Source organism: Pseudochelatococcus sp. B33 (assembly GCF_053570585.1).
Map to the genome: position 1 here is coordinate 42,425 of NZ_JBSEFH010000023.1, position 26,967 is coordinate 69,391.

General features: G+C 65.4%; 29 protein-coding genes and 1 tRNA gene. 21 read left to right on the forward strand and 9 right to left on the reverse strand.

From position 1 onward, the window contains the following. Nucleotides 1–2: 2 nt before the first annotated feature. The 4 genes from pstA (at nt 3) to phoB (ending at nt 3,245) form a co-directional block, all read left to right on the forward strand. Nucleotides 3–842 carry a phosphate ABC transporter permease PstA gene (gene pstA, locus ACUSIJ_RS22355; RefSeq protein WP_449310637.1) on the forward strand — a complete coding sequence of 280 codons (840 nt, stop codon included), beginning with the start codon at nt 3–5 and terminating at the stop codon, nt 840–842. Beyond that, nucleotides 839–1,648: a phosphate ABC transporter ATP-binding protein PstB gene (gene pstB / locus ACUSIJ_RS22360; protein WP_449310638.1), complete on the forward strand. Its 810-nt coding sequence runs from the start codon at nt 839–841 to the stop codon at nt 1,646–1,648. The genes pstA and pstB overlap by 4 nt, the downstream gene beginning before the upstream one ends. A gap of 60 nt (nt 1,649–1,708) precedes the next feature. Next, nucleotides 1,709–2,419, forward strand: coding sequence for a phosphate signaling complex protein PhoU (phoU, locus tag ACUSIJ_RS22365; protein WP_449310639.1), 711 nt, complete (start codon nt 1,709–1,711; stop codon nt 2,417–2,419). Nucleotides 2,420–2,543: 124 nt separating this feature from the next. After that, the gene (gene phoB, locus ACUSIJ_RS22370; protein ID WP_449310688.1) at nt 2,544–3,245 is read left to right on the forward strand and encodes a phosphate regulon transcriptional regulator PhoB; all 702 of its coding nucleotides are present in this window, start codon (nt 2,544–2,546) and stop codon (nt 3,243–3,245) included. Between the two features lie 120 nt (nt 3,246–3,365). On the opposite strand, the gene ACUSIJ_RS22375 is transcribed toward phoB, so the two are convergent. Further along, nucleotides 3,366–3,968: a GcrA family cell cycle regulator gene (locus ACUSIJ_RS22375; protein ID WP_449310640.1), complete on the reverse strand. Its 603-nt coding sequence runs from the start codon at nt 3,966–3,968 to the stop codon at nt 3,366–3,368. Between the two features lie 706 nt (nt 3,969–4,674). Between ACUSIJ_RS22375 and ACUSIJ_RS22380 the strand changes: the two genes are divergently transcribed. From ACUSIJ_RS22380 to ACUSIJ_RS22395, 4 genes are read left to right on the forward strand one after another with little or no spacing between them, the layout of a single operon-like run. Further along, a complete protein-coding gene (locus ACUSIJ_RS22380) occupies nt 4,675–5,883 on the forward strand; it encodes an acetylornithine transaminase (RefSeq protein WP_449310641.1) in 1,209 nt (402 codons plus the stop codon). Next, entirely contained in the window at nt 5,880–6,941 is a 1,062-nt protein-coding gene (gene argF, locus ACUSIJ_RS22385) for an ornithine carbamoyltransferase (protein ID WP_449310642.1), read from the forward strand. The genes ACUSIJ_RS22380 and argF overlap by 4 nt, the downstream gene beginning before the upstream one ends. Further along, nucleotides 6,938–7,912 (forward strand): Hsp33 family molecular chaperone, encoded by a 975-nt coding sequence (locus ACUSIJ_RS22390; protein ID WP_449310643.1) that lies wholly within the window; start codon nt 6,938–6,940, stop codon nt 7,910–7,912. Before argF ends, ACUSIJ_RS22390 begins: the two co-directional genes overlap by 4 nt. Next, nucleotides 7,909–8,133 carry an alkylphosphonate utilization protein gene (locus ACUSIJ_RS22395; RefSeq protein ID WP_449310644.1) on the forward strand — a complete coding sequence of 75 codons (225 nt, stop codon included), beginning with the start codon at nt 7,909–7,911 and terminating at the stop codon, nt 8,131–8,133. The genes ACUSIJ_RS22390 and ACUSIJ_RS22395 overlap by 4 nt, the downstream gene beginning before the upstream one ends. On the opposite strand, the gene ACUSIJ_RS22400 is transcribed toward ACUSIJ_RS22395, so the two are convergent. Together ACUSIJ_RS22400 and ACUSIJ_RS22405 are read right to left on the reverse strand one after the other, a co-directional pair. After that, nucleotides 8,120–8,341, reverse strand: a complete 222-nt coding sequence (locus ACUSIJ_RS22400) for a DUF1971 domain-containing protein (RefSeq protein WP_449310689.1) — start codon at nt 8,339–8,341, stop codon at nt 8,120–8,122. The two genes, ACUSIJ_RS22395 and ACUSIJ_RS22400, sit on opposite strands and share 14 nt — an antisense overlap. A gap of 99 nt (nt 8,342–8,440) precedes the next feature. After that, nucleotides 8,441–8,956: a group III truncated hemoglobin gene (locus tag ACUSIJ_RS22405; protein ID WP_449310645.1), complete on the reverse strand. Its 516-nt coding sequence runs from the start codon at nt 8,954–8,956 to the stop codon at nt 8,441–8,443. Nucleotides 8,957–9,539: 583 nt separating this feature from the next. Here ACUSIJ_RS22405 and ACUSIJ_RS22410 point away from each other — a divergent pair. Continuing rightward, nucleotides 9,540–10,022 carry a type III secretion system chaperone gene (locus ACUSIJ_RS22410; RefSeq protein WP_449310646.1) on the forward strand — a complete coding sequence of 161 codons (483 nt, stop codon included), beginning with the start codon at nt 9,540–9,542 and terminating at the stop codon, nt 10,020–10,022. A 33-nt stretch (nt 10,023–10,055) separates the two neighbouring features. Next, nucleotides 10,056–10,262, forward strand: coding sequence for a hypothetical protein (locus tag ACUSIJ_RS22415; RefSeq protein ID WP_449310647.1), 207 nt, complete (start codon nt 10,056–10,058; stop codon nt 10,260–10,262). A 180-nt stretch (nt 10,263–10,442) separates the two neighbouring features. On the opposite strand, the gene ACUSIJ_RS22420 is transcribed toward ACUSIJ_RS22415, so the two are convergent. Beyond that, nucleotides 10,443–10,528 (reverse strand) — tRNA-Leu (locus ACUSIJ_RS22420). A gap of 222 nt (nt 10,529–10,750) precedes the next feature. Further along, nucleotides 10,751–11,413 carry an alpha/beta hydrolase gene (locus ACUSIJ_RS22425; protein WP_449310648.1) on the reverse strand — a complete coding sequence of 221 codons (663 nt, stop codon included), beginning with the start codon at nt 11,411–11,413 and terminating at the stop codon, nt 10,751–10,753. Between the two features lie 392 nt (nt 11,414–11,805). Between ACUSIJ_RS22425 and ACUSIJ_RS22430 the strand changes: the two genes are divergently transcribed. The 7 genes from ACUSIJ_RS22430 (at nt 11,806) to ACUSIJ_RS22460 (ending at nt 19,072) form a co-directional block, all read left to right on the forward strand. After that, nucleotides 11,806–13,026, forward strand: coding sequence for a cysteine desulfurase family protein (locus ACUSIJ_RS22430; RefSeq protein ID WP_449310649.1), 1,221 nt, complete (start codon nt 11,806–11,808; stop codon nt 13,024–13,026). A 56-nt stretch (nt 13,027–13,082) separates the two neighbouring features. Next, entirely contained in the window at nt 13,083–14,555 is a 1,473-nt protein-coding gene (gene sufB / locus ACUSIJ_RS22435; protein WP_449310650.1) for a Fe-S cluster assembly protein SufB, read from the forward strand. Between the two features lie 96 nt (nt 14,556–14,651). After that, complete coding sequence (sufC, locus tag ACUSIJ_RS22440; protein ID WP_449310651.1) at nt 14,652–15,401, forward strand: Fe-S cluster assembly ATPase SufC; 750 nt, start codon at nt 14,652–14,654, stop codon at nt 15,399–15,401. Nucleotides 15,402–15,408: 7 nt separating this feature from the next. Beyond that, on the forward strand, nt 15,409–16,740 hold the full coding sequence (gene sufD / locus ACUSIJ_RS22445; RefSeq protein ID WP_449310652.1) for a Fe-S cluster assembly protein SufD: 1,332 nt from the start codon (nt 15,409–15,411) through the stop codon (nt 16,738–16,740). 165 nt (nt 16,741–16,905) lie between these two features. Then, nucleotides 16,906–18,147 carry a cysteine desulfurase gene (locus ACUSIJ_RS22450; protein ID WP_449310653.1) on the forward strand — a complete coding sequence of 414 codons (1,242 nt, stop codon included), beginning with the start codon at nt 16,906–16,908 and terminating at the stop codon, nt 18,145–18,147. A 79-nt stretch (nt 18,148–18,226) separates the two neighbouring features. Beyond that, nucleotides 18,227–18,568: an SUF system Fe-S cluster assembly protein gene (locus ACUSIJ_RS22455; protein ID WP_449310690.1), complete on the forward strand. Its 342-nt coding sequence runs from the start codon at nt 18,227–18,229 to the stop codon at nt 18,566–18,568. 87 nt (nt 18,569–18,655) lie between these two features. After that, nucleotides 18,656–19,072, forward strand: a complete 417-nt coding sequence (locus ACUSIJ_RS22460; protein ID WP_449310654.1) for a HesB/IscA family protein — start codon at nt 18,656–18,658, stop codon at nt 19,070–19,072. A gap of 56 nt (nt 19,073–19,128) precedes the next feature. Here the strand turns inward: ACUSIJ_RS22460 and ACUSIJ_RS22465 are convergent, their stop codons facing one another. The 4 genes from ACUSIJ_RS22465 to ACUSIJ_RS22480 form a co-directional block, all read right to left on the reverse strand. Then, a complete protein-coding gene (locus ACUSIJ_RS22465) occupies nt 19,129–19,899 on the reverse strand; it encodes a DUF1223 domain-containing protein (protein WP_449310655.1) in 771 nt (256 codons plus the stop codon). Between the two features lie 349 nt (nt 19,900–20,248). Beyond that, nucleotides 20,249–21,187, reverse strand: a complete 939-nt coding sequence (locus ACUSIJ_RS22470; protein WP_449310691.1) for a lipid A biosynthesis lauroyl acyltransferase — start codon at nt 21,185–21,187, stop codon at nt 20,249–20,251. A gap of 335 nt (nt 21,188–21,522) precedes the next feature. Beyond that, a complete protein-coding gene (locus tag ACUSIJ_RS22475; protein ID WP_449310656.1) occupies nt 21,523–21,774 on the reverse strand; it encodes a hypothetical protein in 252 nt (83 codons plus the stop codon). 88 nt (nt 21,775–21,862) lie between these two features. Next, the gene (locus tag ACUSIJ_RS22480; RefSeq protein ID WP_449310657.1) at nt 21,863–22,042 is read right to left on the reverse strand and encodes a hypothetical protein; all 180 of its coding nucleotides are present in this window, start codon (nt 22,040–22,042) and stop codon (nt 21,863–21,865) included. A 453-nt stretch (nt 22,043–22,495) separates the two neighbouring features. Here ACUSIJ_RS22480 and ACUSIJ_RS22485 point away from each other — a divergent pair, with 453 nt between their 5' ends. From ACUSIJ_RS22485 to ACUSIJ_RS22500, 4 genes are all read left to right on the forward strand, one after another. Further along, the gene (locus tag ACUSIJ_RS22485) at nt 22,496–23,563 is read left to right on the forward strand and encodes a sulfate ABC transporter substrate-binding protein (RefSeq protein WP_449310658.1); all 1,068 of its coding nucleotides are present in this window, start codon (nt 22,496–22,498) and stop codon (nt 23,561–23,563) included. Between the two features lie 136 nt (nt 23,564–23,699). Continuing rightward, nucleotides 23,700–24,617, forward strand: coding sequence for a sulfate ABC transporter permease subunit CysT (gene cysT, locus ACUSIJ_RS22490; protein WP_449310659.1), 918 nt, complete (start codon nt 23,700–23,702; stop codon nt 24,615–24,617). Beyond that, on the forward strand, nt 24,610–25,551 hold the full coding sequence (cysW, locus tag ACUSIJ_RS22495; RefSeq protein WP_449310660.1) for a sulfate ABC transporter permease subunit CysW: 942 nt from the start codon (nt 24,610–24,612) through the stop codon (nt 25,549–25,551). The genes cysT and cysW overlap by 8 nt, the downstream gene beginning before the upstream one ends. Further along, nucleotides 25,517–26,611, forward strand: a complete 1,095-nt coding sequence (locus ACUSIJ_RS22500; RefSeq protein ID WP_449310661.1) for a sulfate/molybdate ABC transporter ATP-binding protein — start codon at nt 25,517–25,519, stop codon at nt 26,609–26,611. Before cysW ends, ACUSIJ_RS22500 begins: the two co-directional genes overlap by 35 nt. The last annotated feature ends 356 nt before the right edge of the window (nt 26,612–26,967 follow it).

The following is a 26,967-nucleotide window of genomic DNA, read 5'->3' on the forward strand; positions in this document are numbered from 1 at the left end:
CCATGGCGCTCTACGCCGCGCGCAGGCGCTCCAATCGCATCGCCATGAGCCTTTGCACGGTCGCGGCCCTGTTCGGCATGCTCTGGCTGGTGCTCATTCTCGCGGTGCTTGTCTGGCAGGGGCTGGCCGGGCTGTCGCCGCACGTGTTCACGGAGATCACGCCGAGCATCGGCAGCACGGGGGGCGGCCTGCTCAACGCCATCATCGGCTCGCTGATGATGGTGTTCTTCGCCGTGCTCATCGGCACGCCGCTCGGGCTTCTGGCCGGCACGTACATGGCGGAATACGGCCGCTATGAAAAGCTGACGAACGTCGTGCGCTTCATCAACGACATCCTGCTGTCGGCGCCGTCGATCGTCATCGGCCTGTTCATCTACGAAATCCTGGTCGCGCCGTTCGGCACCTTCTCGGGCTGGGCGGGCTCGGCGGCGCTCGCCGTCATCGTGATCCCGGTCGTGGTGCGCACCACCGAGGACATGCTGCTGCTCGTGCCGAACCAGTTGCGCGAGGCGGCGGCGGCGCTCGGGTTGCCTCGGTCCATCATCATCAGGCAGGTCGCCTACAAGGCGGCGCTTGCGGGGATCGTCACCGGCGTGCTGCTGGCGGTGGCGCGCATCAGCGGCGAGACGGCACCGCTGCTGTTCACCGCGCTCAGCAACAACTTTTTTTCGACTTCGATGTCACAGCCGATCGCCAGCCTGCCGGTCGTGATCTACAACTTCACCAAGACGCCTGACGAGAACATGCAGCAGCTTGCGTGGACGGGCGCCCTGTTGATCACCTTCACGGTTCTCGCGATGAGCATCGCGGCTCGGGCTCTCTCCACGAGGAGGACGAAATGACAATCCAGACCGCCACGTCCCCCGGGCCGCCGGCGATCCCCGCGGGCCCGCTCACCGAAAAGGTCTCGGTCCGCAACCTCAAGTTCTACTACGGCAGCAACCTGGCGCTGAAGAACATCAACCTGCCGTTGTACGACCGGATCGTCACGGCCTTCATCGGCCCGTCGGGTTGCGGCAAGTCCACGCTTCTGCGCGTGCTCAACCGCATGTACGACCTCTATCCCGGCCAGCGGGCCGAGGGCGAGGTGATGGTCGACGGCCGCAACGTGCTCGATCCCGGCCAGGACGTCAACGCGCTGCGCGCGAAGGTGGGCATGGTGTTCCAGAAGCCGACGCCGTTCCCGATGACGATCTACGAGAACATCGCGTTCGGCGTCCGCCTTTACGAGAGCCTGAACAAGGCGGAAATGGACGAGCGGGTCGAGTCCTCCCTGCGCCGCGCCGCGCTGTGGGAGGAGGTGAAGGACAAGCTGAACGTCTCCGGCCAGAGCCTTTCGGGCGGGCAGCAGCAGCGTCTATGCATCGCGCGCACCGTCGCGGTGAAGCCGGAGGTGATCCTGTTCGACGAGCCCTGCTCGGCGCTCGATCCGATTTCCACCTCGAAGGTGGAGGAACTGATCGACGAATTGCGCGAGGACTACACGATCGCCATCGTCACGCATAATATGCAGCAGGCGGCGCGCGTGTCTCAGTTCACAGCGTTCATGTATCTCGGCGAGCTGGTGGAATTCGCGGAAACGACGAAGATCTTCACCGCGCCGAACGATAAGCGGACGCAGGATTATATCACCGGCCGTTTCGGCTGATCGCTGGGATCGGGCGGCGGGGTGCTGTCCATTCTGGCCTTTTGAACGGGATGTGTGGTCATGCCTGAGCATATCGTGACGTCATTCGATGCCGATCTCGAACTCTTGCGCAGCAAGATCGCCGAGATGGGCGGCATCGCGGAGAAAATGCTGGACGATTCGACGCGTGCGCTGGTGCGCCGCGACGTCGCGCTCGCGCGCCAGGTCATCGATGCGGATGCGAGGCTCGACGGCCTGCAGCACGAAATCGAGGAACACGCGGTCGCGACCATCGCCCGGCGCCAGCCGGTGGCCATCGACCTGCGCGACCTCGTGTCCGCCATTCGCGTGGCCGGCGACGTGGAGCGCATCGGGGATCTCGCCAAGAACACCTCCAAGCGCGTGCTCGCCATCAGCAACGAGGCCCATCCGGCCAAGATCGTCGGCGGCGTTCAGCACATGAGCGACCTCGTGCAGGCGCAGCTCAAGGACGTGCTCGACGCCTACGCCCAGCGCGACGAGCAGAAGGCGCTCGATGTCTGGAACCGGGACGACCGCATCGACGCGCTCTACAATTCGGTCTTCCGCGAGCTTCTGACGTATATGATGGAAGATACGCGCAACATCACCTTTTGCACGCATCTGCTGTTCCTGGCGAAGAACATAGAGCGCATCGGCGACCACACCACCAATATCGCCGAGACCATCTATTACCTCACCACCGGCGAGACGCTGTCGGGCGAGCGCCCCAAGGGCGACACGACGAGCTTCGCGACGGCGGAAAAGCTATGATCGCGGTCGGCCGAGCCGGCTGACGCGCAAAACCATGTTTCCTTCTCCGATGTCCGGAGGGTATGCAGATCTTTGAACACGTGATGTCTCGCGCCCCTGCGAGCGGTATAACGAGGATCTTATGGTGGGACCGCGCATATTGATCGTCGAGGACGAAGAACCGCTGGCGCTGCTGCTGCGCTACAATCTGGAAGCCGAGGGCTATTCTGTCGATAGCGTGGCGCGTGGCGACGAGGCCGAGATACGCCTGAGGGAACAGGTTCCGGACCTCGTGCTGCTCGACTGGATGCTGCCGGGGCTTTCCGGCATCGAGCTGTGCCGGCGGGTGCGCGCCCGGGGCGATACGGAGCGGCTGCCGATCATCATGCTCACCGCCCGCGGCGACGAGGGCGAGCGGGTGAGGGGGCTTGCCACCGGCGCCGACGACTATGTCGTCAAGCCGTTTTCGGTGCCGGAGCTGCTCGCGCGTGTCCGGGCGCTGCTGCGGCGCACGAAACCCGGCCATGTCGCCACCCTGCTGCTCGCCGGCGACATCGAGCTCGACCGCGAGACGCGCCGTGTGCGCCGCAACGGCCGCGAGCTGCATCTGGGGCCGACCGAATTCAAGCTGCTCGAATTTCTGATGCAGAGCCCGGGACGTGTCTTCACCCGCGAGCAACTGCTCGACGGCGTCTGGGGGCACGACGTCTATATCGACGAGCGCACCGTCGACGTCCACGTGGGACGTCTGCGCAAGGCGATCAACCGTCCGCGCAGTCCCGATCCGATCCGCACCGTTCGCGGCGCGGGCTATGCCTTCGACGAGACGTTTGCCCGCGCCGAATAGGCGGGGCCGTGGCCGCCGGCGCCGCTTCTGCCGGTGCGGTGTCCGCTGAAACGGCAAAGCCTCCCAAGTTCCTCGGGAGGCTTTCTCTATCTCGGCAGTGATGTCGTCGGGCCGACCTGCTCAGGCCCGCTTGCGGTCCCGCCGGCGTTCGAGAACCGGCTGATAGGCGATGCCGGCGTGGTGCGCGCAATAGGGCATACCCGTCACCGAGCGTGCGCCGCAGAAGCGGAAGCTCGGCGAGGTCGGGTCGCCCACCGGCCAGCGGCACATATATTCTCGCAGGTCCATGATGGTGACGCGCTCGGAGAGCGGCACAACGACGCTTTCCCGCGCTGCCGGCACCACCTGCGGAGCGATTTGAGGCACCGCCTGCGGAACGACTTTGGCGACGACATCCTCGGCCGGCCCGGCAACCGCACGAGCGGCGGCGAGGGCGGTATTGCCGAACGTCTGGGCCTGCGGCGGGGGGTCGGCTGGCGGGACGGCGGGAGCCCGGGGGGCGGGCGTGACCGCCGCCGGGGCCTTGCGCACCGGGCGAGGGGTCGCGGCCACCGGAGCCTTGGCGCGTCCGGACAGTCCGAGACGATGAACCTTGCCGATGACCGCATTGCGGCTCACGCCGCCGATCTCCGTCGCGATCTGGCTGGCGCTCAGGCCATCGCTCCAGAGTTTACGCAGTTGCTCGACACGTTCATCAGTCCAGGTATTACCAGGATCGCTCATCATCATGCTCCATTCCACCCCGCGTCGCACGGAATCCTCCATCCCGCCCCAAACGGCAGATCGCCGGGCGCAACGTTCACCTGAGAGGAAACGCTGGGTAGGAGGCAGCCAAACGACATCTCGTGGCCGTCACCCGGGAAACTACAATATGGCGCGACTCTCCTGCAAGAGTCGCGCATGCTTTCGCATGCATTTTCCCACAGGAGAAGTCGTAAACAATTCTTTGACAGCGCAGAAATTGCTGTGAATGCGGGCAATTTCAAGGCGCGGAGGCGACGATCGCGCAAAAAATCCCGCCCGAAACCTCCTGGGGGACGGATTTCGTTCCGGTTTTCGGCCTGCCGGCCGATATCGGCGGATCGCCGCCCGCCGGCAGGGCGGCGGCTGCGGCCTTTGCGCGCAGTGCTGCCCTTGCGGGGAATGCCACCATCCTGCCGCGCGGCTCAGATTCAACTTGAAACTGCCTGCCGCGGCCGCTAAGTTATACAACATGCCGTCCCGTGGGGCGGCTTTTTCCATTGCGCCGTTCGCATTCGCCGGGCTCTGATGGGTGCTTGCCCTCCGGTCTTCCGTCCCGGCTCCCGAACCCGGTGCCGATCCGGTTTCCCGATCCCCGGCCCGGATCGTTTGCGGCGGATGCGTGCCACGCCGGGGCGTGCCGCGTGCGTGGCGCGCGTGCCGCTCTCACGTTCTGGAGTAACAAGCTGTGACGTCGCCGATTTTGCCGACCTATGCGCGGGCCGATGTTGTATTCGAGAAGGGCGAGGGTGTCTGGCTCGAGGCGCGCGGCGGCGAACGATATCTCGACCTCGGCTCCGGCATCGGCGTCAATGCGCTCGGCTACTCTCACCCGCATCTCCTGGCGGCGCTCGAGGAGCAGGCGCACAAGCTCTGGCACGTATCGAACCTGTTCCGGATACCCGCAGCCGAGACGCTGGCCCAGCGCCTCGTCGACGCGAGCTTCGCCGATACGGTGTTCTTCACCAATTCGGGCGCGGAGGCGCTGGAGGCCGCCATCAAGACGGCACGCAAGTATCAGGCCGTCAGCGGCCATCCGGAGCGTTTCCGCCTCATCACCTTCGAGGGCGCGTTCCACGGGCGCACGCTGGCGACCATCGCCGCCGGCGGGCAACAGAAGTATATCGAGGGCTTCGGTCCGAAGGTCGAGGGGTTCGACCAGGTGCCGCTGGGCGACTGGGAGGCGCTTGCCGCCGCCATCACGCCCGAGACGGCGGGCATCCTGATCGAGCCCGTGCAGGGCGAGGGCGGCATCCGCCCGGTTCCGCCGGCCGACCTGCGCCGCCTGCGCCAGATCGCCGACGATCACGGGCTGCTGCTGCTGCTCGACGAGGTGCAGTGCGGCATCGGCCGCACGGGCAAGCTCTTCGCCCATGAGTGGGCCGGCATCCGCCCCGACATCGTCGCGATCGCCAAGGGCATCGGCGGCGGCTTTCCGCTCGGGGCGATGCTCGCGACCGCGGAGGCCGCCAAGGGCATGACGCTCGGCACCCATGGCACGACTTTCGGCGGCAATCCGCTGGCGACGACGGTGGGCAACGCCGTGCTCGACATCATTCTCGCGCCGGGCTTTCTGGAGGACGTGCAGGCGCGCTCCGGGCTGCTGCGCCAGCGGCTGGCGCAGTTGAAGGACAGTCATCCCGACGTGATCGAGGAGGTGCGCGGCGAGGGGCTGATGCTCGGGCTGAAGCTCAAGGTGCCGAACGGCGAATTCGTCAAGCGGGCGCTGGAGCGGCGGCTGGTGACGATCGCGGCGGGCGAGAATGTCGTGCGCCTGCTGCCGCCGCTGATCATCAGCGAGGACGAGATCGGCGCGGCGATCAACGGGCTCGATGCCGTCGCCGCCTCGTTCGATGCGCCCCATGAGGTGGAAAAGACAGAAAGTAACCCAGAATGACGCAGGGCAGCGCAGCATTGGCCACCACGATCTCGAACAGTGCCTCGGGCACGGGCGTGCGCCATTTCCTCGACCTGACCGATTTCGCCGGCGAGCAGTTGCGCGAGATGCTCGAACTCGGCAAGGCGCTGAAGGCGCGCCGGGTCAGGGGCGGGCCGCAGCAGTACCGGCCGCTGGACGGGAAGGTGCTGGCCATGATCTTCGACAAGCCGTCGACCCGCACGCGCGTGTCGTTCGACGTCGGCATCCGGGAGCTGGGCGGCGAACCGCTCATGCTCACGGGCGCGGAGATGCAGCTGGGGCGCGGCGAGTCCATTCCCGACACCGCGCGCGTGCTGTCGCGTTTCGTCGATGCGATCATGATCCGCATTCTCGACCACGCCGCCATGCGCGAGCTCGCCGAATTCGCCACGGTGCCGGTGATCAACGGCCTCACCAAGCAGTCGCATCCGTGCCAGATCATGGCCGACCTGCTGACGTTCGAGGAACATCGCGGACCGATCGGTGGCCGGACGGTGGCCTGGACCGGCGACGCCAACAACGTGCTCACCTCCTGGGTGCATGCCGCCGCCAAGCTTGGCTTCAACATCGCCATCGCTACGCCGGCGGAGCTGGCGCCGCGCGCCGATCTCGTCGAATGGGCGCGGCGCGAGGGGGCGAACGTTCTGCTTACGCGCGATCCGTTCGAGGCGGTGAAGGGGGCCGATGCGGTCATCACCGATTGCTGGGTGTCCATGGGCGACGACGACGAGCGCTACCGCCACAACCTGCTGCGGCCGTATCAGGTCAACGACAGGCTGCTGGCCGCCGCCAACGAGGGCGCCGTCTTCATGCACTGCCTGCCCGCCCACCGCGGCGAGGAGGTGACGGACGAGGTGATGGACGGCCCGCAGTCGGTGGTGTTCGACGAGGCGGAAAACCGGCTGCACGCGCAAAAGGGCGTGCTGGCCTGGTGCCTCGGCATCGGCCTCGGCGACGTGGCGCCGGCGGATGTCGCCAGGCTTGCCAAAAGAGCGGGCGCGAAGGGGGCGAGGGGCGCGAAAGGCGCAGGCGAATGAGCGTTCCGCACGCCGGGGAAGCCGCGCACGAAGGCGCCGACGACAGCGTGCTGCCCTTCGCCATCGAGGGGCTCGACGTGCGCGGGCGCGTCGTGCGGCTCGGGCCGGCCATCGATCTCATCCTGTCGCGTCACGATTATCCGCCGTCGGTGGCGCGCGTGGTCGGCGAGGCCGCGGCGCTGACGGCGCTGCTCGGCTCGTCGCTCAAGTTCGAGGGCCAGTTCCAGTTGCAGACCCGCTCCGACGGGCCGATCGAGATGATCGTGGTGGATTACGATGCGCCCGACAGGCTGCGCGCCTGCGCCCGCTTCGACGCCGAGCGCGTGCGCGCGGCCGAGGAGAAGGGCGAGGCCGGCACCGGCGCGCTGATCGGCCACGGCCATCTGGCGCTCACGGTCGATCAGGGCGGCGACATGACGCGCTATCAGGGCATCGTGGCGCTGGAAGGCGAGGGGCTGGAGGAGGCGGCGCACACCTATTTTCGCCAGTCGGAGCAGATCCCGACGCGCGTGCGCCTTGCCGTCGGCGAGGAAACGCTGGGCGCGGGCAGCGAGCGGCGCATCGGCTATCGCGCCGGGGGCATGCTGGTGCAGTTTCTGCCACAGGCGGCGGAGGTGGCGGCTGCCGCAGGGCCGGAGGACGACCGCTGGCAGGAGGCGCATTTGCTCGTCGATACCGTGGAGGATCACGAGCTGATCGACTCGACGGTGTCGAGCGAGCGGCTGCTCTACCGGCTGTTTCACGAACGCGGCGTGCGGGTGTTCGCGGCCCAGGGCGTGCATGAGGCGTGCCGTTGCAGCCGGGAGCGGATAACCGCGATGCTGACGACCTTCGACGAGGACGACCGGCGTCACATGGTGGGAGACAACGGCCGCATCGGCGTGACCTGCGAATTCTGCTCCCGCTTCTACGATATGGACCCTGCCGAAGTGGGCGTCGATGACGACACGCCGGATGGAGATACGGTATGAGCGACGAGGACATCGTCAGGGACAGCAACGGCGCCGCGCTCGCGGACGGCGATTCCGTGACCCTGATCAAGGATCTCAAGGTCAAGGGCACCTCGGAAACGCTCAAGCGTGGCACGCTGGTGAAGAACATCCGGCTGACCGGCAAGTCCGGCGAGATCGAGGCCAATACCAAGCAGGTGAAGGGCCTCGTGCTGAAGACGGAGTTCGTCAAGAAGGCGTGAGCCCGCGCGTCACGCGTGGGGGTTGCCCGCTTCCGTGGCAGCGTAAAGGTTCCACCACGAACCGCACCGGTCTCTCGGCCCGGACGGAGTGTGCCTGCTTGGGCCGCACGTGCAGGGCGCTCTCCAGCACATGGATGACGGCCCAGACGCCGGCCTTGAGACTGTGATGGCGTTTCAGGGCATCGAGGATCGTCTCCCGATCGAACACGGGCGATTGCCGATAGGCGCGCAGACTCGCGGGCAAGCCTGCGGGGAGCGGCAGGCCGGCGGTGTCGGCGGGCCTGGCGTTGGCTCATGCTCGGCTTTCTTATGCGCGGCCGCCCGCCGCGTTCCGTGTCGCCGGTTCCGGGGCGGATCTGGGCTCCGCCGCCGGCAGGGACGGGTTGATGAAGCGCTCCCCGTGCTCCAGCGCGGCCCCGTGGCGGGTGGCGACGCCGTATTCCAGGCTCTCGGCGATGCGCCGCGCGCGGTCGAGAAAGTGCTCGGCCGCGGCGGGCGGGCACACCTCGCGCGCGACCGTCTCGAACAGCGCCAGCCAATGGTCGAAATGGCGCGCGTCGATCGGCAGGTTCATGTGCTTGGGCATCGGCCGGCCGTGATAGCGGCCGCTCATCAGCGCGACCGACGACCAGAACAGCCGCATCTGCGTCAGGTGCGTGTCCCAGTTGGAGACATGGCTCTCGAAGATCGGGCCGAGCACGGCGTCAGCGCGCACGCGGGCATAGAACGTATCGACGAGGCGGGCGATCATGTCGTCGTCGATGCCCGTAGCGGCCATGATGTCCGCCACGATCTGCGCCCTGCGCTCCGCCAAATCGTCCATCGGTTTCGTTTCCTTTCTGCGCGCCGCCGTCCCGTCCGCGGTGCTGGCGGCCATGCCGCCATCGCTATAGCAGCTTGATTCAATTTGATCATCACATTGAATCAAGCTGCGGAAAAATGATAAAAGTTAAAACACAGGTTCCGATTCCATCGGAACGTGTGCTCCGAGCAACCGCAACCCGCGCCGGGCCATATCCTTGCAGCATATGCCGAACGACGGCCGGGCCAAAGCGCGGGGATGTCGCAGTCCGCGCGTGACGCTATCGGCGCGGGGGAGGCAACGGCTGACACCACAAATGTGGCGATACCGCGTCACATTGGCGCCAGAAATCAGGAAGGATTTGACATCCGCGTCTATTCATGCAATACAGGCAACCGTTATGTGTGGATATGTTTCTTGTGGTGGAGTTGAGGGCGCCTCTTCCGTTTTTTGTTTGTTTCTGTATAAAGAAAATCGCGGCGTGTTTGATTTTGCAATATTATCGTTTATTACGATATAGCGATCATGTTGGCGTCTAAAGCTTCGTTTTCCTCCTTCGTCTGTTGATGCCGGATGTAAAACCATGAGTTCGGGAGCAGATTTGATGAGCGATGTTCGTGCGGCTGTTTCGCTGGATGCGGAAGCGCTTCTGTCCGATTTCGGCAAGTATATCGGCCTGCCGGGGCTGACGTTCGGCGAGCACGGCTTTGTCGGGCTGATGTTCGACGATCACGCCCTCAACATCCTTTACGACGGGCCGCGCGACGCGTTTCTGCTCTACGGGCCCGTCGGCCCGATCCCGACGAGCGACGAGGGTTTCTTCCGCCGCCTGCTGGCCGAGTGCCACTATGCGATATTCAACGGCCAGGGCGCGCTGACCGTCGACGAGCAGCATGGCCAGGTGGTGTGGTCGGAGACGGTGCCGCTGTCGGATCTGACACAGGAGCGGTTTCAGGAGAAGCTGAAGGCCGCCGTCGATCAGATCGAGTTCCTGAAAGGCTCGCTTTTCGAGGCGCTGGTGCGCCCTGAAAACACCGCCGCCGCGATTGCGGCGGGAGAGGGCGAGGAACGTTTTGTGCGTATTTGATTGTTTCGTGTGTTTATTTAAAGGGATTATGTAATGGCTACTCCTATTAAGGGCGCCGGCCATACCGGCAATGTTGCGTCCGTTTCTTTGGCGTCGGTGGATTCGCCTAAGTCGGGTAATTTCAGAGGGCATATCGTTTCCAAGAGCGATACGAAGAAACCGACGTTTTCCGCCAGCGGGCTGTTCGCGGGCAAGCGGGACGGCGTGGACCTGAACAAGCGAGCAGTCAAACAGCTCTGAACCGGCACTTGCTCTCTTGCCGAATGCCTTGGGAGTAAGCTTTTGCGAACTTCAGCATCGCATGACCAAACACCGCGGAACCCCTGTCGCCGCTGCGCGAGCCTTTAGCTACATTTTCAGAGTGCCGCACCGCCTTTTGCACGTTATCCCTGACGGGCAGCGCTGTGGCCGTTGGAGTTATGGTGGCCGCTGTGGGACTCGAACCCACACGGGCGAAGCCCGAGGCATTTTAAGTGCCTTCCGTCTACCAGTTTCGGCAAGCGGCCCTGTCCAACACTTCCTCGCCCGACGCGGCAAAGGCGCGGCCGCGCGTTTCGGAGATGGAAACGATCGAACCCTGCGCCTGCCTGTGTCTGCCGCGGCAGATTACAGCGGAAGCGGCCCGGTGGAAACCGGCCACCGGGCATATGCCGTTGAAGCGAACCGTTTTCCTCAGGACAATCAGGCAGCGTGCGGGGCGTCGCCGGCAAATCCTGGTTCCGATTCTCTCAGATCTCTTCCCTGGCCGGCGCCGGGCCGAGGCGCCGGTCGAGATATTCGTTGACGCTCGCGATCAGCGGCTCGATGTGGCCGTCGAAGAAGTGGTTCGCGCCGGGGATGACCGCGTGCTCGATCTGGATGCCCTTCTGGGTCTTGACCTTCTCGATGACGCCGATGACCTCCCGCAGCGGCGCGACGCGGTCCTGCTCGCCGTGGATGAAGAGGCCGGACGACGGGCAGGGCGCGAGGAACGAGAAATCATAGCGGTTCGCCATCGCCGCAATCGACAGGAAGCCTTCGATCTCGGGGCGACGCATCAAAAGCTGCATGCCGATCCACGCGCCGAACGACACACCGGCGATCCAGCAGTTGCGCGCCTCCGGGTTGACGGACTGCACCCAGTCGAGCGCGGCGGCCGCGTCCGACAGCTCGCCCGCGCCATGGTCGAACGTGCCCTGTGAGCGCCCGACGCCGCGAAAATTGAAGCGCAGCGCCGAAAAGCCGCGATTCACGAACGTGTAGTAGAGGTTGTACACGATCTGGTTGTTCATCGTCCCGCCGAACTGCGGATGCGGATGCAGGATGAGCGCGATGGGCGCGCCCTTGTCCCTGGCGGGGTGATAGCGTCCTTCAATGCGGCCGGAGGGGCCGGAAAAGATAATCTCGGGCATCGAACACCATTCGTGCAGTCTGCGTCAGTCTGGCTACGCTGTCAGGACGCAAGTTGCGGGAAATCATGAGAACCGGGGCGATCAGAATGCCGGCCGACGGGCCGCCTGATCCGGCCTCCACAGCACCCCGCGCGCGACTTCACCCCCCGCCGCCACGCGCGTGCCGTTCCGGACCTCGCGCCGCAGGGATAGCCCAGGGGCGAGAATTGTTCCGGCAGCGGCATTCTGGCATAAGACAATGCAAGGCATCATGTAGCTTCTGTAGCATGGCACGGGGGGGAAAAAGCAAGCATATTGCGCCATCATCGGCCATCGGCCCGCCATAAATGGCCATGATGGATGCGGAGGCAGGATCGGCGGGCACCAAACGGAAGCGGAAGCGAGCGGGTGAGATGACGCGCGAGCGCATATATCTGGATTACAACGCCACCGCGCCCCTGTTGCCAGAGGTGCTGGAGGCAATGACGGGCGCACTGGCGCTCACGGGCAATCCCTCGTCGGTGCATGCCGAGGGACGCGCCGCGCGCGGCCGCGTCGAGGATGCGCGCATCACGGTGGCGAGGCTTGTCGGCGCGAAGGCCGATAACGTTATCTTTACCGGCTCCGGCTCCGAGGCCAACACGATGGCCCTGACGCCCCATGTGCGGGTTGCCGGCGCGTGCGGCGTCAACGGCTGCGCGCCCGGCGGGGCGCGTGGCGTGACGCGCCTCCTGGTCGGCGCAACGGAACATCCGAGCGTCCTTGCCGGCGGGCGCTTCGCGCCGGACCGCGTGGAGCCTGTTCCGGTCGGCGGCGACGGCGTGCTGCGGCTTGACTGGCTCGAGGAGCGGCTCGCCGTTCTCGCGCGCGAGGAGCCGGAGGCGGGCGCGCTGGTCAGCGTGCAGGTCGCCAACAGCGAGACGGGAGTGCTCCAGCCCGTCGCCGAGATCGCCGCGCTCGTGCATGCGGCGGGCGGTGTGATGCATGCCGACGCCGTGCAGGCGGCGGGCCGCATGGCGCTCGACATCGGGGCGCTCGGCGCCGACATGCTGACCCTGTCGGCGCACAAGCTCGGCGGGCCGCAGGGGGTGGGCGCGCTGGTGCTGGGCTCGAACGCCGTCGATCTGGGCAATTCGCTGGTGCGCGGCGGCGGGCAGGAGCGGGGACGGCGGGCCGGTACCGAAAATGTCGCCGGCATCGTCGGCTTCGGCGTAGCGGGGGCGCTTGCATTGTCGCGGATCAACGCGTATCCAGCCCGCCTGAAGGCTTTACGCGATGCATTCGAGAATCGTTTGAAAGTGGCTTTGCCGCAGGTGGAGATATTCGGCAGCAGTGCGCAGCGTCTCGGCAACACGAGCGCTTTCGCCGTGCCGGGCCTCAAGGCGGAAACGCTGCTGATGGCGCTCGATCTTGCGGGTTTCGCGGTGTCGTCCGGCTCCGCCTGCTCGTCGGGCAAGGTGAAGCGCTCCCACGTCCTCGACGCGATGGGCGTGCCGCCGGGGACCGCGGAAGGCGCGTTGCGGGTGAGCCTCGGCTGGGCTTCCCGCGAGGCGGATCTTGATTTTTTTAGAACGGCTTTGGAAAAGGTCGTCGGTATGCTTATATCTCGCCATAGCGGTCGCAGTGCGGCCTGAAATGGCGGACGCCATACCAACCAGCGGTCCTTGAAACCGCAACAGGAGGTTGTGCTATGCCTGCGGTGCAGGAAACAATCGAGCGTGTCCGCACGCTCGACGTGGATCAATACAAGTACGGCTTCGAGACGGAGCTTGAGGTCGACAAGGCCCCCAAGGGACTGAACGAGGACATCGTCCGCCTGATCTCGGCCAAGAAGGGCGAGCCGGAGTGGATGACCGAATGGCGCCTCGAGGCCCTGCGGCGCTGGGTGACCATGCGTGAGCCCACCTGGGCGCGGGTGAACTATCCGGTCATCGACTACCAGGATCTGCACTACTACGCGGCGCCGAAGAAAAATCCCGCGCCGAAGTCGCTGGACGAGGTCGACCCCGAGATTCTGCGCACGTACGAAAAGCTCGGCATTCCGCTGCGCGAGCAGGAGATTCTGGCCGGCGTCGAGCCCTCGCGGCGCGTCGCGGTCGATGCGGTGTTCGACTCCGTCTCCGTAGTGACTACCTTCAAGGAGGAGCTGCGCAAGGCGGGCGTGATCTTCTGCCCCATTTCGGAGGCGATCCGCGAATATCCCGAACTTGTGAAGAGGTATCTCGGCACTGTCGTGCCGGTGTCCGACAATTTCTTCGCCACGCTGAATTCGGCCGTGTTCACGGACGGATCGTTCGTCTACGTGCCGGAGGGCGTGCGCTGCCCGATGGAGCTGTCGACCTACTTCCGCATCAACGAGCGCAACACCGGCCAGTTCGAGCGCACGCTCATCATCGCCGACAAGGGGGCCTACGTCAGCTATCTGGAGGGCTGCACCGCGCCCGCCCGCGACGAGAACCAGCTCCACGCCGCGGTGGTGGAACTGATCGCGCTCGACGACGCGGAGATCAAATACTCCACGGTGCAGAACTGGTATCCGGGCGATTCCGAGGGCAAGGGCGGCGTCTATAACTTCGTCACCAAGCGCGGCGATTGCCGGGGCCGGAACGCCAAGATCTCGTGGACGCAGGTCGAGACCGGCTCGGCGATCACGTGGAAGTACCCGTCCTGCATCCTGCGCGGCGACAATTCGCGCGGCGAGTTCTACTCCATCGCCATCTCGAACGGCTTCCAGCAGGTCGATTCCGGCACCAAGATGATCCATCTCGGGCGCAACACGACGAGCCGCATCATCTCCAAGGGGATCGCGGCGGGGCGTTCCGAGAACACCTATCGCGGGCTCGTTTCGGCGCACCGGCGGGCGAGCGGCGCGCGCAACTTCACCAACTGCGACTCGCTGCTGATCGGCGACCGCTGCGGCGCGCACACGGTGCCCTATATCGAGTCGAAGAATGCCAGCGCCGTCTTCGAGCACGAGGCGACGACGTCGAAGATCTCTGACGACCAGCTGTTCTATTGCCTCCAGCGCGGCCTCGACGAGGAAGAGGCGATCGCGCTGATCGTCAACGGCTTCGTCAAGGACGTGCTGCAGCAATTGCCCATGGAATTCGCGGTCGAGGCGCAGAAGCTGATCTCGATCAGCCTGGAGGGCTCGGTCGGCTGACAGCCGGGTTCGCAAACTAATGAGCCGCCGCCGGTCTCGCGATCGCGGCACGGAGTTCCGCAGGCGTCAGCATGACGGGACTTGAAGGAAACAAGAATGATCGACATCAAAAATCTCGTGGTTGAAATCGAGGGCAACCGGATCCTCAACGGCCTTGATCTCACGGTGCACGACGGCGAGGTCGCCGCCATCATGGGTCCGAACGGGTCGGGCAAGTCGACGCTGAGCTATGTCATCGCCGGCAAGGAGGAATATGAGGTCCTCGACGGCGAGATCCTGCTCGATGGCGAGAACATCCTCGAGCTTGAGCCGCACGAGCGCGCGGCCAGGGGCGTGTTTCTGGCCTTCCAGTACCCGCTGGAGATCCCGGGCGTCGCCACGATGTCGTTCCTGAAGGCGATCCTCAACGCCCAGCTGAAGGCGCGCGGCGAGGCGGAACTGACCACGCCCGATTTCATGCGCCGGGTGAAGAAGGCAGCGGAAAGCCTTCACATCAATCAGGAAATGCTGAAACGGGCGCTCAATGTCGGCTTTTCCGGCGGTGAAAAGAAGCGCATGGAGATCCTGCAGATGGCGCTGCTCGAGCCCCGGTTCTGCATCCTGGACGAGACCGATTCCGGCCTCGACATCGACGCGCTGCGGATCGTCGCCGAGGGTGTCAACGCGTTGCGCGACGGCAAGCGCTCGTTCCTGGTGATCACGCACTACCAGCGGCTGCTCAACCACATCGTGCCCGATACCGTGCATGTCATGTCGAGGGGCCGCATCGTGCGCTCGGGCGACAAGGAGCTCGCGCTGGAGCTCGAGGCGGGCGGCTACGCTGAATACGGAACCGAGGCGGCGTGAGGCGGACATGACGACGAATTTTGTGCCCACCCATCCGGCCGCCCAGTTGTTTCCCGCCGAGGCCCGGCTGGTTGAGTACTTCAGGGACCTGAGGCCCGGACTGCCGGATGGCGACGGCGGCAGCGTGCGCCGCGCCGAGGCCATCGCCCGCATCGAGCGCGACGGCCTGCCGAACCGGCGGGTGGAGGAGTGGAAGTACACGGACCTGCGCGCGCTGCTGCGCGAGGCCGCCCCGCCCGCGCCGCGCCCCGATGCCAGCCTGATCGACGCCGCCCGCGCCGGCGCGCGCGTGCTGGCCGACGTGCCGGCGGTGCGGATCGATTTCGTCAATGGCCATCTGGTGGACGGGGGCGAGGCGCTGGCAGGGGTGACGGTCACGCCGCTGGCGCGGGCGCTGGCGGAGGGGCACCCGGCGCTCGCTGACCTTGATCAGGTCGAGGTGGCGAGAGGCAATACGCTCGTCGAACTCAACACGGCCTTCCTCGGCGACGGCATCATCGTGCATGTCGGGGCCGGGCAGGACATCGCCGTGCCGCTGCATCTGCGCTTCATCAACCACGGCGACGCACCGTTCGCGACCTCGGTGCGCGTGCTGGTGCTGGTGGAGAAGGGGGCATCGCTGACCATCGCAGAATCGCACGAAGGCACCATCGCGGCGCAACCCAACAGCCTGGTCGCGTTCATGATCGGCGACGGCGCGCGGGTCGAGCACGTCCGCGTCAACGCCGAGGCCGCGGGCACGCTTGCCCTGTCCACGGTGACGGCGGCGCTGGGGGCGAAGGCCGATTTCCGCTCGATCAATCTCGTGGCGGGCGGCTCGGCCTCGCGGCATCAGCTCTTCGTCGCCTATGAGGGCGAGGACGCGCGGGCGACGCTCGGCGGTGTGACGGTGATCGCCGGCGAGGAGCATGCCGACACCACGCTCGTGGTCGACCACGCGGTGCCGGGCGGCGAGAGCCGCGAACTGTTCAAGACCATTGTCGACGGCGACGCGACCGGCGTTTTCCAGGGCAAGATCATCGTCCGCCAGGACGCCCAGAAGACGGACGGGCGCATGATGTCGGCGGCGCTGTTGCTGTCGCCGGGCGCGACGATGAACAACAAGCCGGAGCTCGAGATCTGGGCCGACGATGTGCAATGCGCGCACGGCGCGACCTGCGGCGAGCTCGACGAGGAACTGCTGTTCTACCTCAAGGCGCGCGGGCTGCCGCAGGCCGAAGCGGAGGCGCTGCTGCTGCAAGCCTTTATCGGCGAGGCATTCGAGGAACTCATTTCGGGTGAGACCATGCGCGAGGCGATGAACGCCATTGCGGTAAAGAGGCTGGAAAAGCGTTCGTAAGTGTGGGTTTATGGACGGCTAACGCGCTGCACAACGGGCGGGCGGCGCCAGAGCGCTTTCCGATCGGATGGGAGCATCCGATCGATCGGAATTCGCTCAAAATCAAAGAGTTGGATTATATCAGCGTTTCCGTGAAACGATAATATGATCTAAAGCGAGGTATCTATGACCGGCGTTGTGACGAGTGGCAGCTACGATGTGGATGCGGTGCGTCGGGATTTCCCGATTCTGTCGCGGGAGGTCTACGGCAAGCCGCTCGTGTATCTCGACAGCGCCGCCTCTGCCCAGAAGCCCCGTGCCGTGATCGACGCCATGAGCCGCGTGTACGAGCGCGAATACGCCAACGTGCACCGGGGGCTGCATTATCTCGCCAATGCCGTGACCGAGGCGTTCGAGGACGCGCGCGAGACGGTGCGCGGCTTCCTCAACGCCGAGAGCACGGACGAGATCGTGTTCACCCGCTCCGCCACCGAGGCCATCAACCTCGTGGCCGACAGCTTCGGCCGGGCGCATATCGGCGCGGGAGACGAAATCGTCCTCTCGATCGTGGAGCATCACTCCAACATCGTGCCGTGGCATTTCCACCGCGAGCGCCGGGGCGCGGTGCTGAAATGGGCGCCGGTCGACGACGACGGCAACTTCCTCATCGACGAGTTCGAGGCGCTGCTGACCCCGCGCACCCGGATCGTCGCCGTATCGCACATGTCGAACGTGCTCGGCACCATCCTGCCGATCAAGGATATCGTGCGCATCGCGCATGCCCACGGCATCCCCGTGCTGGTGGACGGCAGCCAGGGGGCGGTGCACCTGCCCGTCGACGTGCGCGATCTCGACGCGGACTTCTATGTCTTCACCGGCCACAAGGTCTATGGGCCGACGGGTATCGGCGTGCTCTACGGCAAGTCGCGCTGGCTGGAGGAACTGCCGCCCTTCAACGGCGGCGGCGAGATGATCGAGAGCGTCACGCTCGACAACGTGACCTACAACACGCCGCCGCACAGGTTCGAGGCCGGCACGCCGCCGATCGTGGAAGCGATCGGCCTCGCGGCCGCGATCCGCTACGTCGACCGGCTCGGCCGCACGGCGGTCCTCAACCACGAGGAGCAGTTGCGCAATTACGCCCAGCAGCAGATCGGCAGCCTCAACTCGATCCGCATTCTCGGGCGTGCCCGGGAGCGGGGGGCGATCCTGTCGTTCGAGATGCGCGGCGCGCATCCTCACGATGTCGCGACCGTGATCGACCGCGCCGGCGTCGCCGTGCGCGCCGGCACCCATTGCGCCCAGCCGCTGCTGGCCCGTTTCGGCACGACGGCGACATGCCGCGCCTCGTTCGCATTGTATAATACGAAGGAAGAGGTAGATATTCTGGTCGAGGCGCTGAGGAAGGCTGAACAGCTTTTCGCCTGAACCGCCAGTTGCCTGACTGGTTGATTGCCAGGCCCGTGGGAGAGAGTTTGTGAGCGAGCAAGAGAGCAAGGCCGCTGCCGTGACGCCGGTCGGTTCCGCGCTGCCGGAAGGCGAGATCGAGCGGCTGACGGAAGACATCATCGCCGCGCTGAAGACGGTGTTCGATCCGGAGATTCCGGTCGATATCTACGAGCTCGGCCTCATCTACCGCGTCGACATCAGCGATGACCGCCATATCGAGATCGACATGACGCTCACCGCCCCCGGCTGCCCGGTGGCGGGCGAGATGCCGGGCTGGGTGGAGGCCGCGGTCGGCTCCATCCACGGCGTGCAGGGGGTGACGGTCAACATGGTGTTCGACCCGCCATGGGATCAGAGCCGCATGTCGGACGAGGCGCGGGTCGCGCTCGACATGTGGTGAGTCCCTCGACGGCGGGCGAGGGAGCACCTATCTTTATGACGGAGGCCGCCGGCGGATTCCGGCGGCACGGCTGAAGGACCGGTCAGAATGACATCGTCGCACAACACGCCCGCATCGGCAGCGCCCCGCAAGCGCCCGCGGTTTCAGGTTCTCACCCTGACTGAGGCGGCGGCGGAGCGGTTGCGCGAAATTCTCGACAATTCCGACAGGCCCGTCGCCGCCGTTCGCCTCGGCGTGAAGAAGGGCGGCTGCGCGGGCATGGAATACACCATGGAATACGCCGAGAGCGTCGCGCCCGGCGAGGACGTGGTCGAGGACAAGGGCGTGCGGCTCGTCGTCGACCCGAAGGCCGTGCTGTTCCTGCTCGGCACGGAGATGGACTACGCGGTCGGCAAGATCTCGTCGGGCTTCGTGTTCAACAACCCGAACCAGACATCGGCCTGCGGCTGCGGCGAATCGGTCGAGATCGTCCCCGCCTCGCCCGAGGCGCTGGAGCGCGCATAGCGGTTTGTGTCCAATTCGATTGTCGATTTGAGCGGCGGGCCCCGGCTCCGCCGCTTTCAGTATGTGGTCTTCATCACGAAGGAGGCCGCGCCGAGCATGCGTCCGGGGCTGTGCGGATCGCCGCTCTGCACGAGGATCGCGAAGCCGTCGGTGTTGTCCGGCAGGGCGTCGCGTCGCGCGAGGTCGATGACGAGCGGCTCGGCGGACTGTGCGGCGGGCAGCAGCGGCGCGAGCGGTACGAGATCGCTGACGACGTTCGCGTAGGTGAGCCGGCTGCCCTGGTTTTCGCCGCCTTCGACGGCGACCGTCTGCTCCCGATAGAAGGGCGCAAGAAGGATCGTCGCGCGTTCACCCGCGGGGCCGGCGGCGATGACGATGCGGAAGACGTCGCCGTGGCGCGCGATGCTGACCTTCACCGGCAGCTCCGCCGCCGATGCGGACCCGGGTGCCAGCGCCTTCCGCAGCGCGGCTTCGTCGGAGCCGATCATGTGCACGACGCCGTTGATCACCACCTGTGGTGTATAGATGCGCCGGGCGCCGCGCAGCTTGGCATAGATGCGCTGGCGTTTGGTGAATTTCTCGCGTGCCAGCGTGTCTCGCCAGCCGATATAATCCCAGCAGGTAACGGGCAGGGTGAGCACGACCATGCTGCTGTCGCGCGCATAGTCGCATATCAGGCGGTCCGCCGGCGGGCAGGAGGCGCAGCCCTGGCTGGTGAACAGTTCGACGACGGCGCGTTTGGGCGCGCCTTCCCCCGCCGGCTGCGCTGCGGCCGGCAGCACCGTTCCCGCCATAAGCAGCGCCAGCACGCCGCCGGCGGACCGCAATCCGATTCGCCTGAAAGAACTGTGCGTTCCGCCTGAAATGGCCCTGCCGGCGCGGCGCGGCGCCACTCCGGTGTCGTCCGGAGCATCTGCGGTCGCGATCGCATTGAAGGGAGTGCGCACTGTTGCCATGTCTGTCAGAGACGATATATCCCCGGGAGCGGCTTGCGCCGCCCCTGCCTTCCATTGGTTGACGCCCTCAAGCGTGTGCTGGACGCCAGTGAACAGTAATCGGCACGGGAATGGAAGTCACGTTAGAGCGAGATGACTTTTCATCGAGCGCCACCTCGTTTCGACAGCTTGATGACGCGCGACCCTCGGCATTGAGCTGAGCATTCCCCCGTTCGGGGCCTCAGGGAGAGGGGGAGGAGGGTGCGGCTGGCGGCACGCGCCAGCGCCTGTGCATCCACAGCCATTGCTCGGGGTGCTCGCGCACCCAGCCCTCGACTACCGCGGTCATCGCCACCATGGCGCCGGCGGGGTCGACGTGGCCCGCTGCGTCGCGGGGCAGGTCGAGCGGGGGCGTGAGCTCGATGCGGAACCGGTTTCCCGGCAGGCGGATCACGCGCACGCCGTGGACCGGGCAGTCGAATCGGTTGGCGAATTTGCCCAGAATCGGATTCGTCAGCGCCGGGCGGCCGAAGAACGGCACCGTCACGCCGCGGGTGAAATGCTGGTCGATCAGCATGCCGAGATGCCCGCCCTTCTCCAGCACGCCCGCCATGGCGAAGGCGGCGCCCTGGCGCGCCGCCTGCAGATTGCCCATGGTGCGCGAGCGCGTCTCGTGCACGGCCCGCGCCACCGCCGGATCGTTGGGCTCGCGGTAGATCGCCGTCGTATCGAGGCCGTAGCGGCTGGCGCAGATGGCCGGCAGTTCCCAATTGCCGAGGTGGGCGGAGAACACGATTCCCGGTCGTCCGTCGTCGCGCAGGGCGATGAAATGCTCGATGCCGACGACTTCGACCCGCCCATCGGGCCGGGGATCGAAATAGTCGTAGTCGAACAGCGTGTCGAGATGGGCGTATTCGGCGCCGGTGCGCCCCAGATTTTCCCATGCGCCCAGCGCGATCTGCCGCACCCGGCCCTCGTCGGCCTCGGGAAAGGCGGCGCGGATGTTGGCGAGCGCGACCTTGTGGACGGAAAGCAGCGGGCCGATCGTGCGGGCGAGCGCGCCGCCCCAGTCGCTGGCACGGTCCGGCCCCAGCAGGCGCAGCAGGCCGAAAGCGCTGCGAACGGCCCCCACCATCGCCATGCCGGCAATGAATGATCCGAATTTTCGAGCGGCGGCAATTGCCGCATTGACACGCAACGCCAAGGTTCACACCACGTCGACAGCAGGTAACGGTGCCGCGCGCGGCGAACCGGATGCGACCTTCTAGAGCAATTGCTCGCCGGATTAAACCATTCGCCGTGAAGGCTTGATGCGAAAAACCGCAGGTGTGTCCAATTCGCCTGCGCGGCGGGAGCAGCCCCCCATGGGCGAGACGCCGCTGCACTACCCGCGGCCTGGCAGGACAGCCCAACGAAGAGGGCGGCTCAGTGCCTCCATGAAGCATTGAACCGCCCTGTTGTCCGTTCGGCTTCTGTTGGCCGGCCGACCGGATATCCATCCGATCGGTAACCCCGTCAGGCGGGTATGAACCCGCTTTCGTCGGCGGTGCGCTGTCCGTCGCGTGTGTTGCCGCCTGGGCGACGTTTGGCGAGAAGTTTGCGGGCAGCGCGTTCCGCCGTTTGCGGATCGGCAAAGATCTGCCCGTCAAGGTCGTTGAAGGCGCTCTCCGAAGCGTGAAAGCGATAGCCGTTCGTGTCGCGGGCGATAATCCCGGCCGGCTTGCCGGAGACTTCTATCAAGTAATTGTCAAACATTTCAGCTCCCACCGGTATGAACCGGTTCCACCATGCAAATCCGGGGCCAACGGCCGGCCGCGGCCGGCGTACTGAGGCTCCCTGCGAAAACGCTCTGTGACTAACGCGAACAGGTGCAACACGCTGCTGACGCAAGCCATACGTTCATGTAGGTTGCATGACGAGAGACGGATTGATCGACGATTTCCCCTTTTTTGGCAGCGTTTTCATCCCCACTGGTCTTTTTTGTTGCAGCGCCAATTATTTGAGCGGCGCCTTGATGTTTCCAAGAAAGTGCCATGGTTCTCTCCTGCATATGGAGCAAGGGTTCCTTCGAATCCAGTATCGGACCGTTCAGATAATCCCCTGCGCGCATTGAGCCCACGAACTCACTCGTGGCGCTTTAGCGTTTGATCACGCGGCGCAAGCTGCACGTTCAAATCACCGCGGTTCGCCAGCTCTCTTTCGATCGACCGGCGAACAGGTCACGTATCGCCCAAAAAAGGCGGCTTGTCAATAAAATATAAAATACATAGAATTTATAATATTAAAAAGGACCTCTCCCGATTTCGCTTCTGCAACAATAGTTTGAGCTATTGCAATGTAGAGGCGTTCGATCGTGCGGGCGAGCGTTTTCACACATAAACCCAGTGAATTAATATAATTTACAAAAAAGGTATTGAATTATGATTATGGCAGGTTAAGAATGGCCATCGGATCACGTTGATGTTTTTTGTGGCTGATGGAGAGGGCTATGCTTTTGAGGTTTTTGTCTCGGCCGGGCGCGGGTTTGCTGTCGCGGCGTGCGGTTCTCGGCGTTGCGTCGGCGTTGACGGTCGCGCTCTCGGGGGTTGCTGGTTCGGCTCCCGCCGCCGCGCAGACGACGTTGCTGAACGTGTCGTATGATCCGACGCGCGAGCTTTACCGGGAGCTCAACGAGCTGTTCCAGGCGCACTGGAAGAAGGAGACGGGCGAGGACGTCGTCGTGCGCACCTCGCACGGCGGTTCGGGCGGCCAGGCGAGCAAGGTCATCGAAGGGCTCGAGGCGGACGTGGTGACGCTCGGCATCGCCTCCGACATCGACCTGATCGCGCGCGAGACGGACCTCATCCCCAAGGACTGGCGCGACAAGCTGCCCAACGGCGGCCTGCCCTACACATCGACGGTCGTGTTCGTGGTGCGCAAGGACAACCCGAAGAACATCAAGAACTGGGACGATCTGGTGCGCGAGGACGTGAAGATCATCACGCCCAACCCCAAGACGTCGGCTGGCGGGCGCTGGAACTTCCTCACCGCCTGGGGCTTCGCGCTCGATCAGGGCGGCGACGACGCCAAGGCGCAGGAGTTCGTAACGCAGTTCTACAAGAACGTTCCGGTTCTCGACCCGGGCGCGCGCGGTTCGACCATCAGCTTCGCGCAGCGTGAGCTCGGCGACGTGCTGCCGGCGTGGGAGAACGAGGCGCACCTCATCCTGAACGAATTCGGTCCCGACAAGTTCGACATCGTGGTGCCGCCGTTCTCGATCTCCGCCGAGCCGCCGGTGGCGCTGGTGGAGGGCAACGTCGAGAAGCGCGGCACGCGCAAGGCGGCCGAGGCGTACCTCGACTTCCTGTACTCGCCCGAGGCGCAGACCGTGATCGCCAAGAACTGGTATCGTCCCTCGCGCCCCGAGACGGTGGCGGCGGGCGAGGTGCCGAAGTTCGAAGAGCTGCAGCTGTTCCGGGCCGAAGACAAGTTCGGCGACTGGGAGACGATCCAGAAGCGCTTCTTCGGCGACGGCTCGGTGTTCGACGAGATCAGCAAGGTGGTCGCCCAGCGTTAATCCGCGAGCCGCGGCGATGAGGGGGCGTTGAAAGGATCCCGATGGCGGCTTCGCGCGGCGGAGCCGTTTCCTTTCCCCGCCGTTTCCTTTTTCGCCGCGGCATTTGTTTGTCTTTTCCGTCGAAAGTCGTTGCCACATGTCCGCAGCTTCTCCGTCAGCAACAGCAGCACCGGCCGGCCCGGGACGGCGCCCGGCGGGGCGCGGCTCGGGCCGCAACCCGCAGTCGCGCTTTCCGGCGCCCAGCGTCATTCCCGGGTTCGGTGTCGCGTTCGGCTATACGGTCCTCTATCTCAGCATCATCGTATTGATCCCGTTGGGCGGGCTGATCCTGCGGGCATCGGGCATGGGCTTCTCGGGCCTTTGGGCCGTGGCCACCGACCAGCGCGTGGCGGCGGCGCTGACGCTGAGCTTCGGAACCTCGTTCCTCGCGGCCGTGTTCGGTTCGGTGTTCGGCGTGCTGATCGCGTGGGTGCTGACGCGCTACACCTTTCCCGGCCGGCGGCTGATCGACGCGGCGGTGGACCTGCCGTTCGCGCTGCCCACGGCGGTGGCGGGCATCGCGCTGTCGGCGCTCTACGCGCAGAACGGGCTGATCGGCAGCCTGTTCGCGCCCTACGGCATCCGCATCGCCTATACGCCGCTCGGCATCTTCATCGCGCTCGTGTTCGTGACGATCCCGTTCACGGTGCGCACGGTGCAGCCGCTGATCGCGGAGATCGACCGGGAGCTCGAGGAGGCGTCGGCGACGCTGGGGGCGCAGCGCGGGCAGACGGTGTGGCGCGTGCTGCTGCCGCCGCTCATTCCGGCGATCCTGACCGGGCTCGCGCTGGCGTTCGCACGGGCAGTGGGGGAATACGGCTCGGTGATCTTCATCGCCGGCAACCTGCCCTACGTTTCCGAGATCGCGCCGCTGCTGATCGTGATCAAGCTGGAGGAGTTCGACTACACCGGCGCCACCGCCATCGCGACGGTGATGCTGGCGATCTCGTTCTCGGTGCTGCTGATCATCAATCTGATCCAGGCGTGGAGCCGCAAGAGGTTTGGCTATGTCTGAGAACGTCTCCCCTCCCGCCGCCGATGCGGTGCGGGCGAGCGCGGCCGAGGCGAGCCGGCGGATCGCCGAGCGCTCGGCGGCGCACGAGGTACTGCGCCGTTCCGTGACGACGGAAAGCCCCGCAGTGAAGGCGGTGGCGTTGACCGTCGCGCTGTTGTTCCTGGCGCTGTTTCTGGTGCTGCCGCTGATCACGGTGTTCGTGGAAGCGTTCAAGCGCGGGCTCGACGTCTATTTCTCGGCCTTCGCGGAGCCGGATGCGCGCCATGCCATCCAGTTGACGCTGACGGTGGCCGCGATCGCAGTGCCGCTGAACCTGGTGTTCGGCGTTGCCGCCTCGTGGGCGATCGCCAAGTTCCGGTTCCCGGGCAAGAGCTTCCTGGTGACGCTGATCGACCTGCCGTTCTCGGTGTCGCCGGTGGTGTCGGGTCTCGTGTTCGTGCTGCTCTTCGGGGCGCAGGGCTATTTCGGCCCGTTCCTGAGGGAGCACAACATCGGCATCATCTTCGCGCTGCCGGGAATCGTGATCGCGACGGTGTTCGTGACGTTCCCGTTCGTGGCGCGCGAGCTCATTCCGCTGATGCAGGAGCAGGGCAATACCGATGAAGAAGCAGCACTGTCGCTTGGCGCCTCCGGGTTCACCGCCTTCCTGACGGTGACGCTGCCGAACATCCGTTGGGGCCTGTTGTACGGCGTTCTGCTGTGCAACGCGCGCGCCATGGGCGAGTTCGGGGCGGTCGCCGTCGTTTCCGGTCACATTCGCGGCGTAACGAACACCATGCCGCTCCACATTGAGATCCTTTACAATGAATACAACATCTCAGCAGCCTTTGCGGTCGCTTCGCTCCTCGCCCTCCTCGCCCTCGTCACCCTTGCAGCCAAGTCCATCCTTGAGTGGCGCTTTGCAGACGCCCTCCCCGGGCACGGCCGACACTAGGGCGCGCGCGCCGGGCACGGTAGGGATCCGCGTCGAGGGGATCGAGCGCGAGTACGAGGGGTTCAGGGCGCTCGGCGGCGTCGATCTGGCGATCCAGCCGGGGGAGCTCGTGGCGCTTCTCGGGCCCTCGGGCTCGGGCAAGACGACGCTGCTGCGCATCATCGCGGGCCTCGAGTTCGCGACCGCCGGCAGCGTGTTCTTCGGCGCCGAGGACGCGACGGACCTGACGGTGCAGCAGCGGCGGGTGGGGTTCGTGTTCCAGCACTACGCGCTGTTCAAGCACTTGACGGTGACGGACAACATCGCTTACGGGCTGAAGGTGCGCCCGCGCAGCGAGCGTCCGTCCCCGGCCGCGATCGGGCGGCGGGTGGAGGAGCTGATCGATCTGGTGCAGCTCAACGACCTGGGCAGGCGCTATCCGGCGCAATTGTCGGGCGGCCAGCGTCAGCGGGTGGCGCTGGCGCGGGCGCTTGCGGTGGAGCCGCGGGTGCTGCTGCTGGACGAGCCGTTCGGGGCGCTCGACGCCAAGGTGCGCAAGGACCTGCGCCGCTGGCTGCGCGACATCCACGACCGCACGGGCCACACGACGGTGTTCGTGACGCACGACCAAGACGAGGCGCTTGAGCTCGCCGACCGCGTGGCGATCCTCTCGAATGGCCTGCTGGAACAGGTGGGCACGCCGGACGAAGTCTACGAGAACCCGGCCTCGCCGTTCGTGCTGTCGTTCCTGGGCGACACGGTGTCGCTGCCCGTGGAGGTGCGCGGGGGCAAGGTGTGGCTTGCGGGCGACGCGCTCGACGTTGCCGCCGCGCCGGGCACGGCCGATGGCCGGCACAACATCTACCTGCGCCCCAACGAACTGACGCTGACGGAGCCGGGCACCGGCATTCCGGGCATCGTGGTGTCGCTGCGGCGCACGGTCAATGGTCGGCGCGCCGAGATCCGCGTCGCCTTCTCCGATGCCCTCATCGAGGCCGAGATTCCCTCGGACCAGAGCATCAGCGTGGCAGACCGCGTCGGGCTCAAACTCCATAAAGCCAGGCTGTTCCCCGCAGAATAAGCCGGCGGACACCGGTGAGACAGAGCGCCCTCCAGGGGCAAACGTGGAGGGCGGCGGGAGACGACCGCGGAAGAATGGAGCGGGGCAGGGCGCGGGTTGCATCCCTCGCACACTTCCGCCACCTTGTCGCCAGAGCGCTTTCCGATCGAACGGGATCATGCAATCGATCGGAATTTGCTCAAAAGTTCGCTCAAAAAAAAGACAAGAGAGAGTTTCGCCGTTTCCATGGAGCGGTGAAATCCTTGAGGAAAATATCACTGATTTTATATACTTATCTGCCCGGTTTTAAAATACATACAAAATATGTATTTTAAATTAAAAACACATGTGCTAGCGTTATTTGTCGTTTTTGAGCG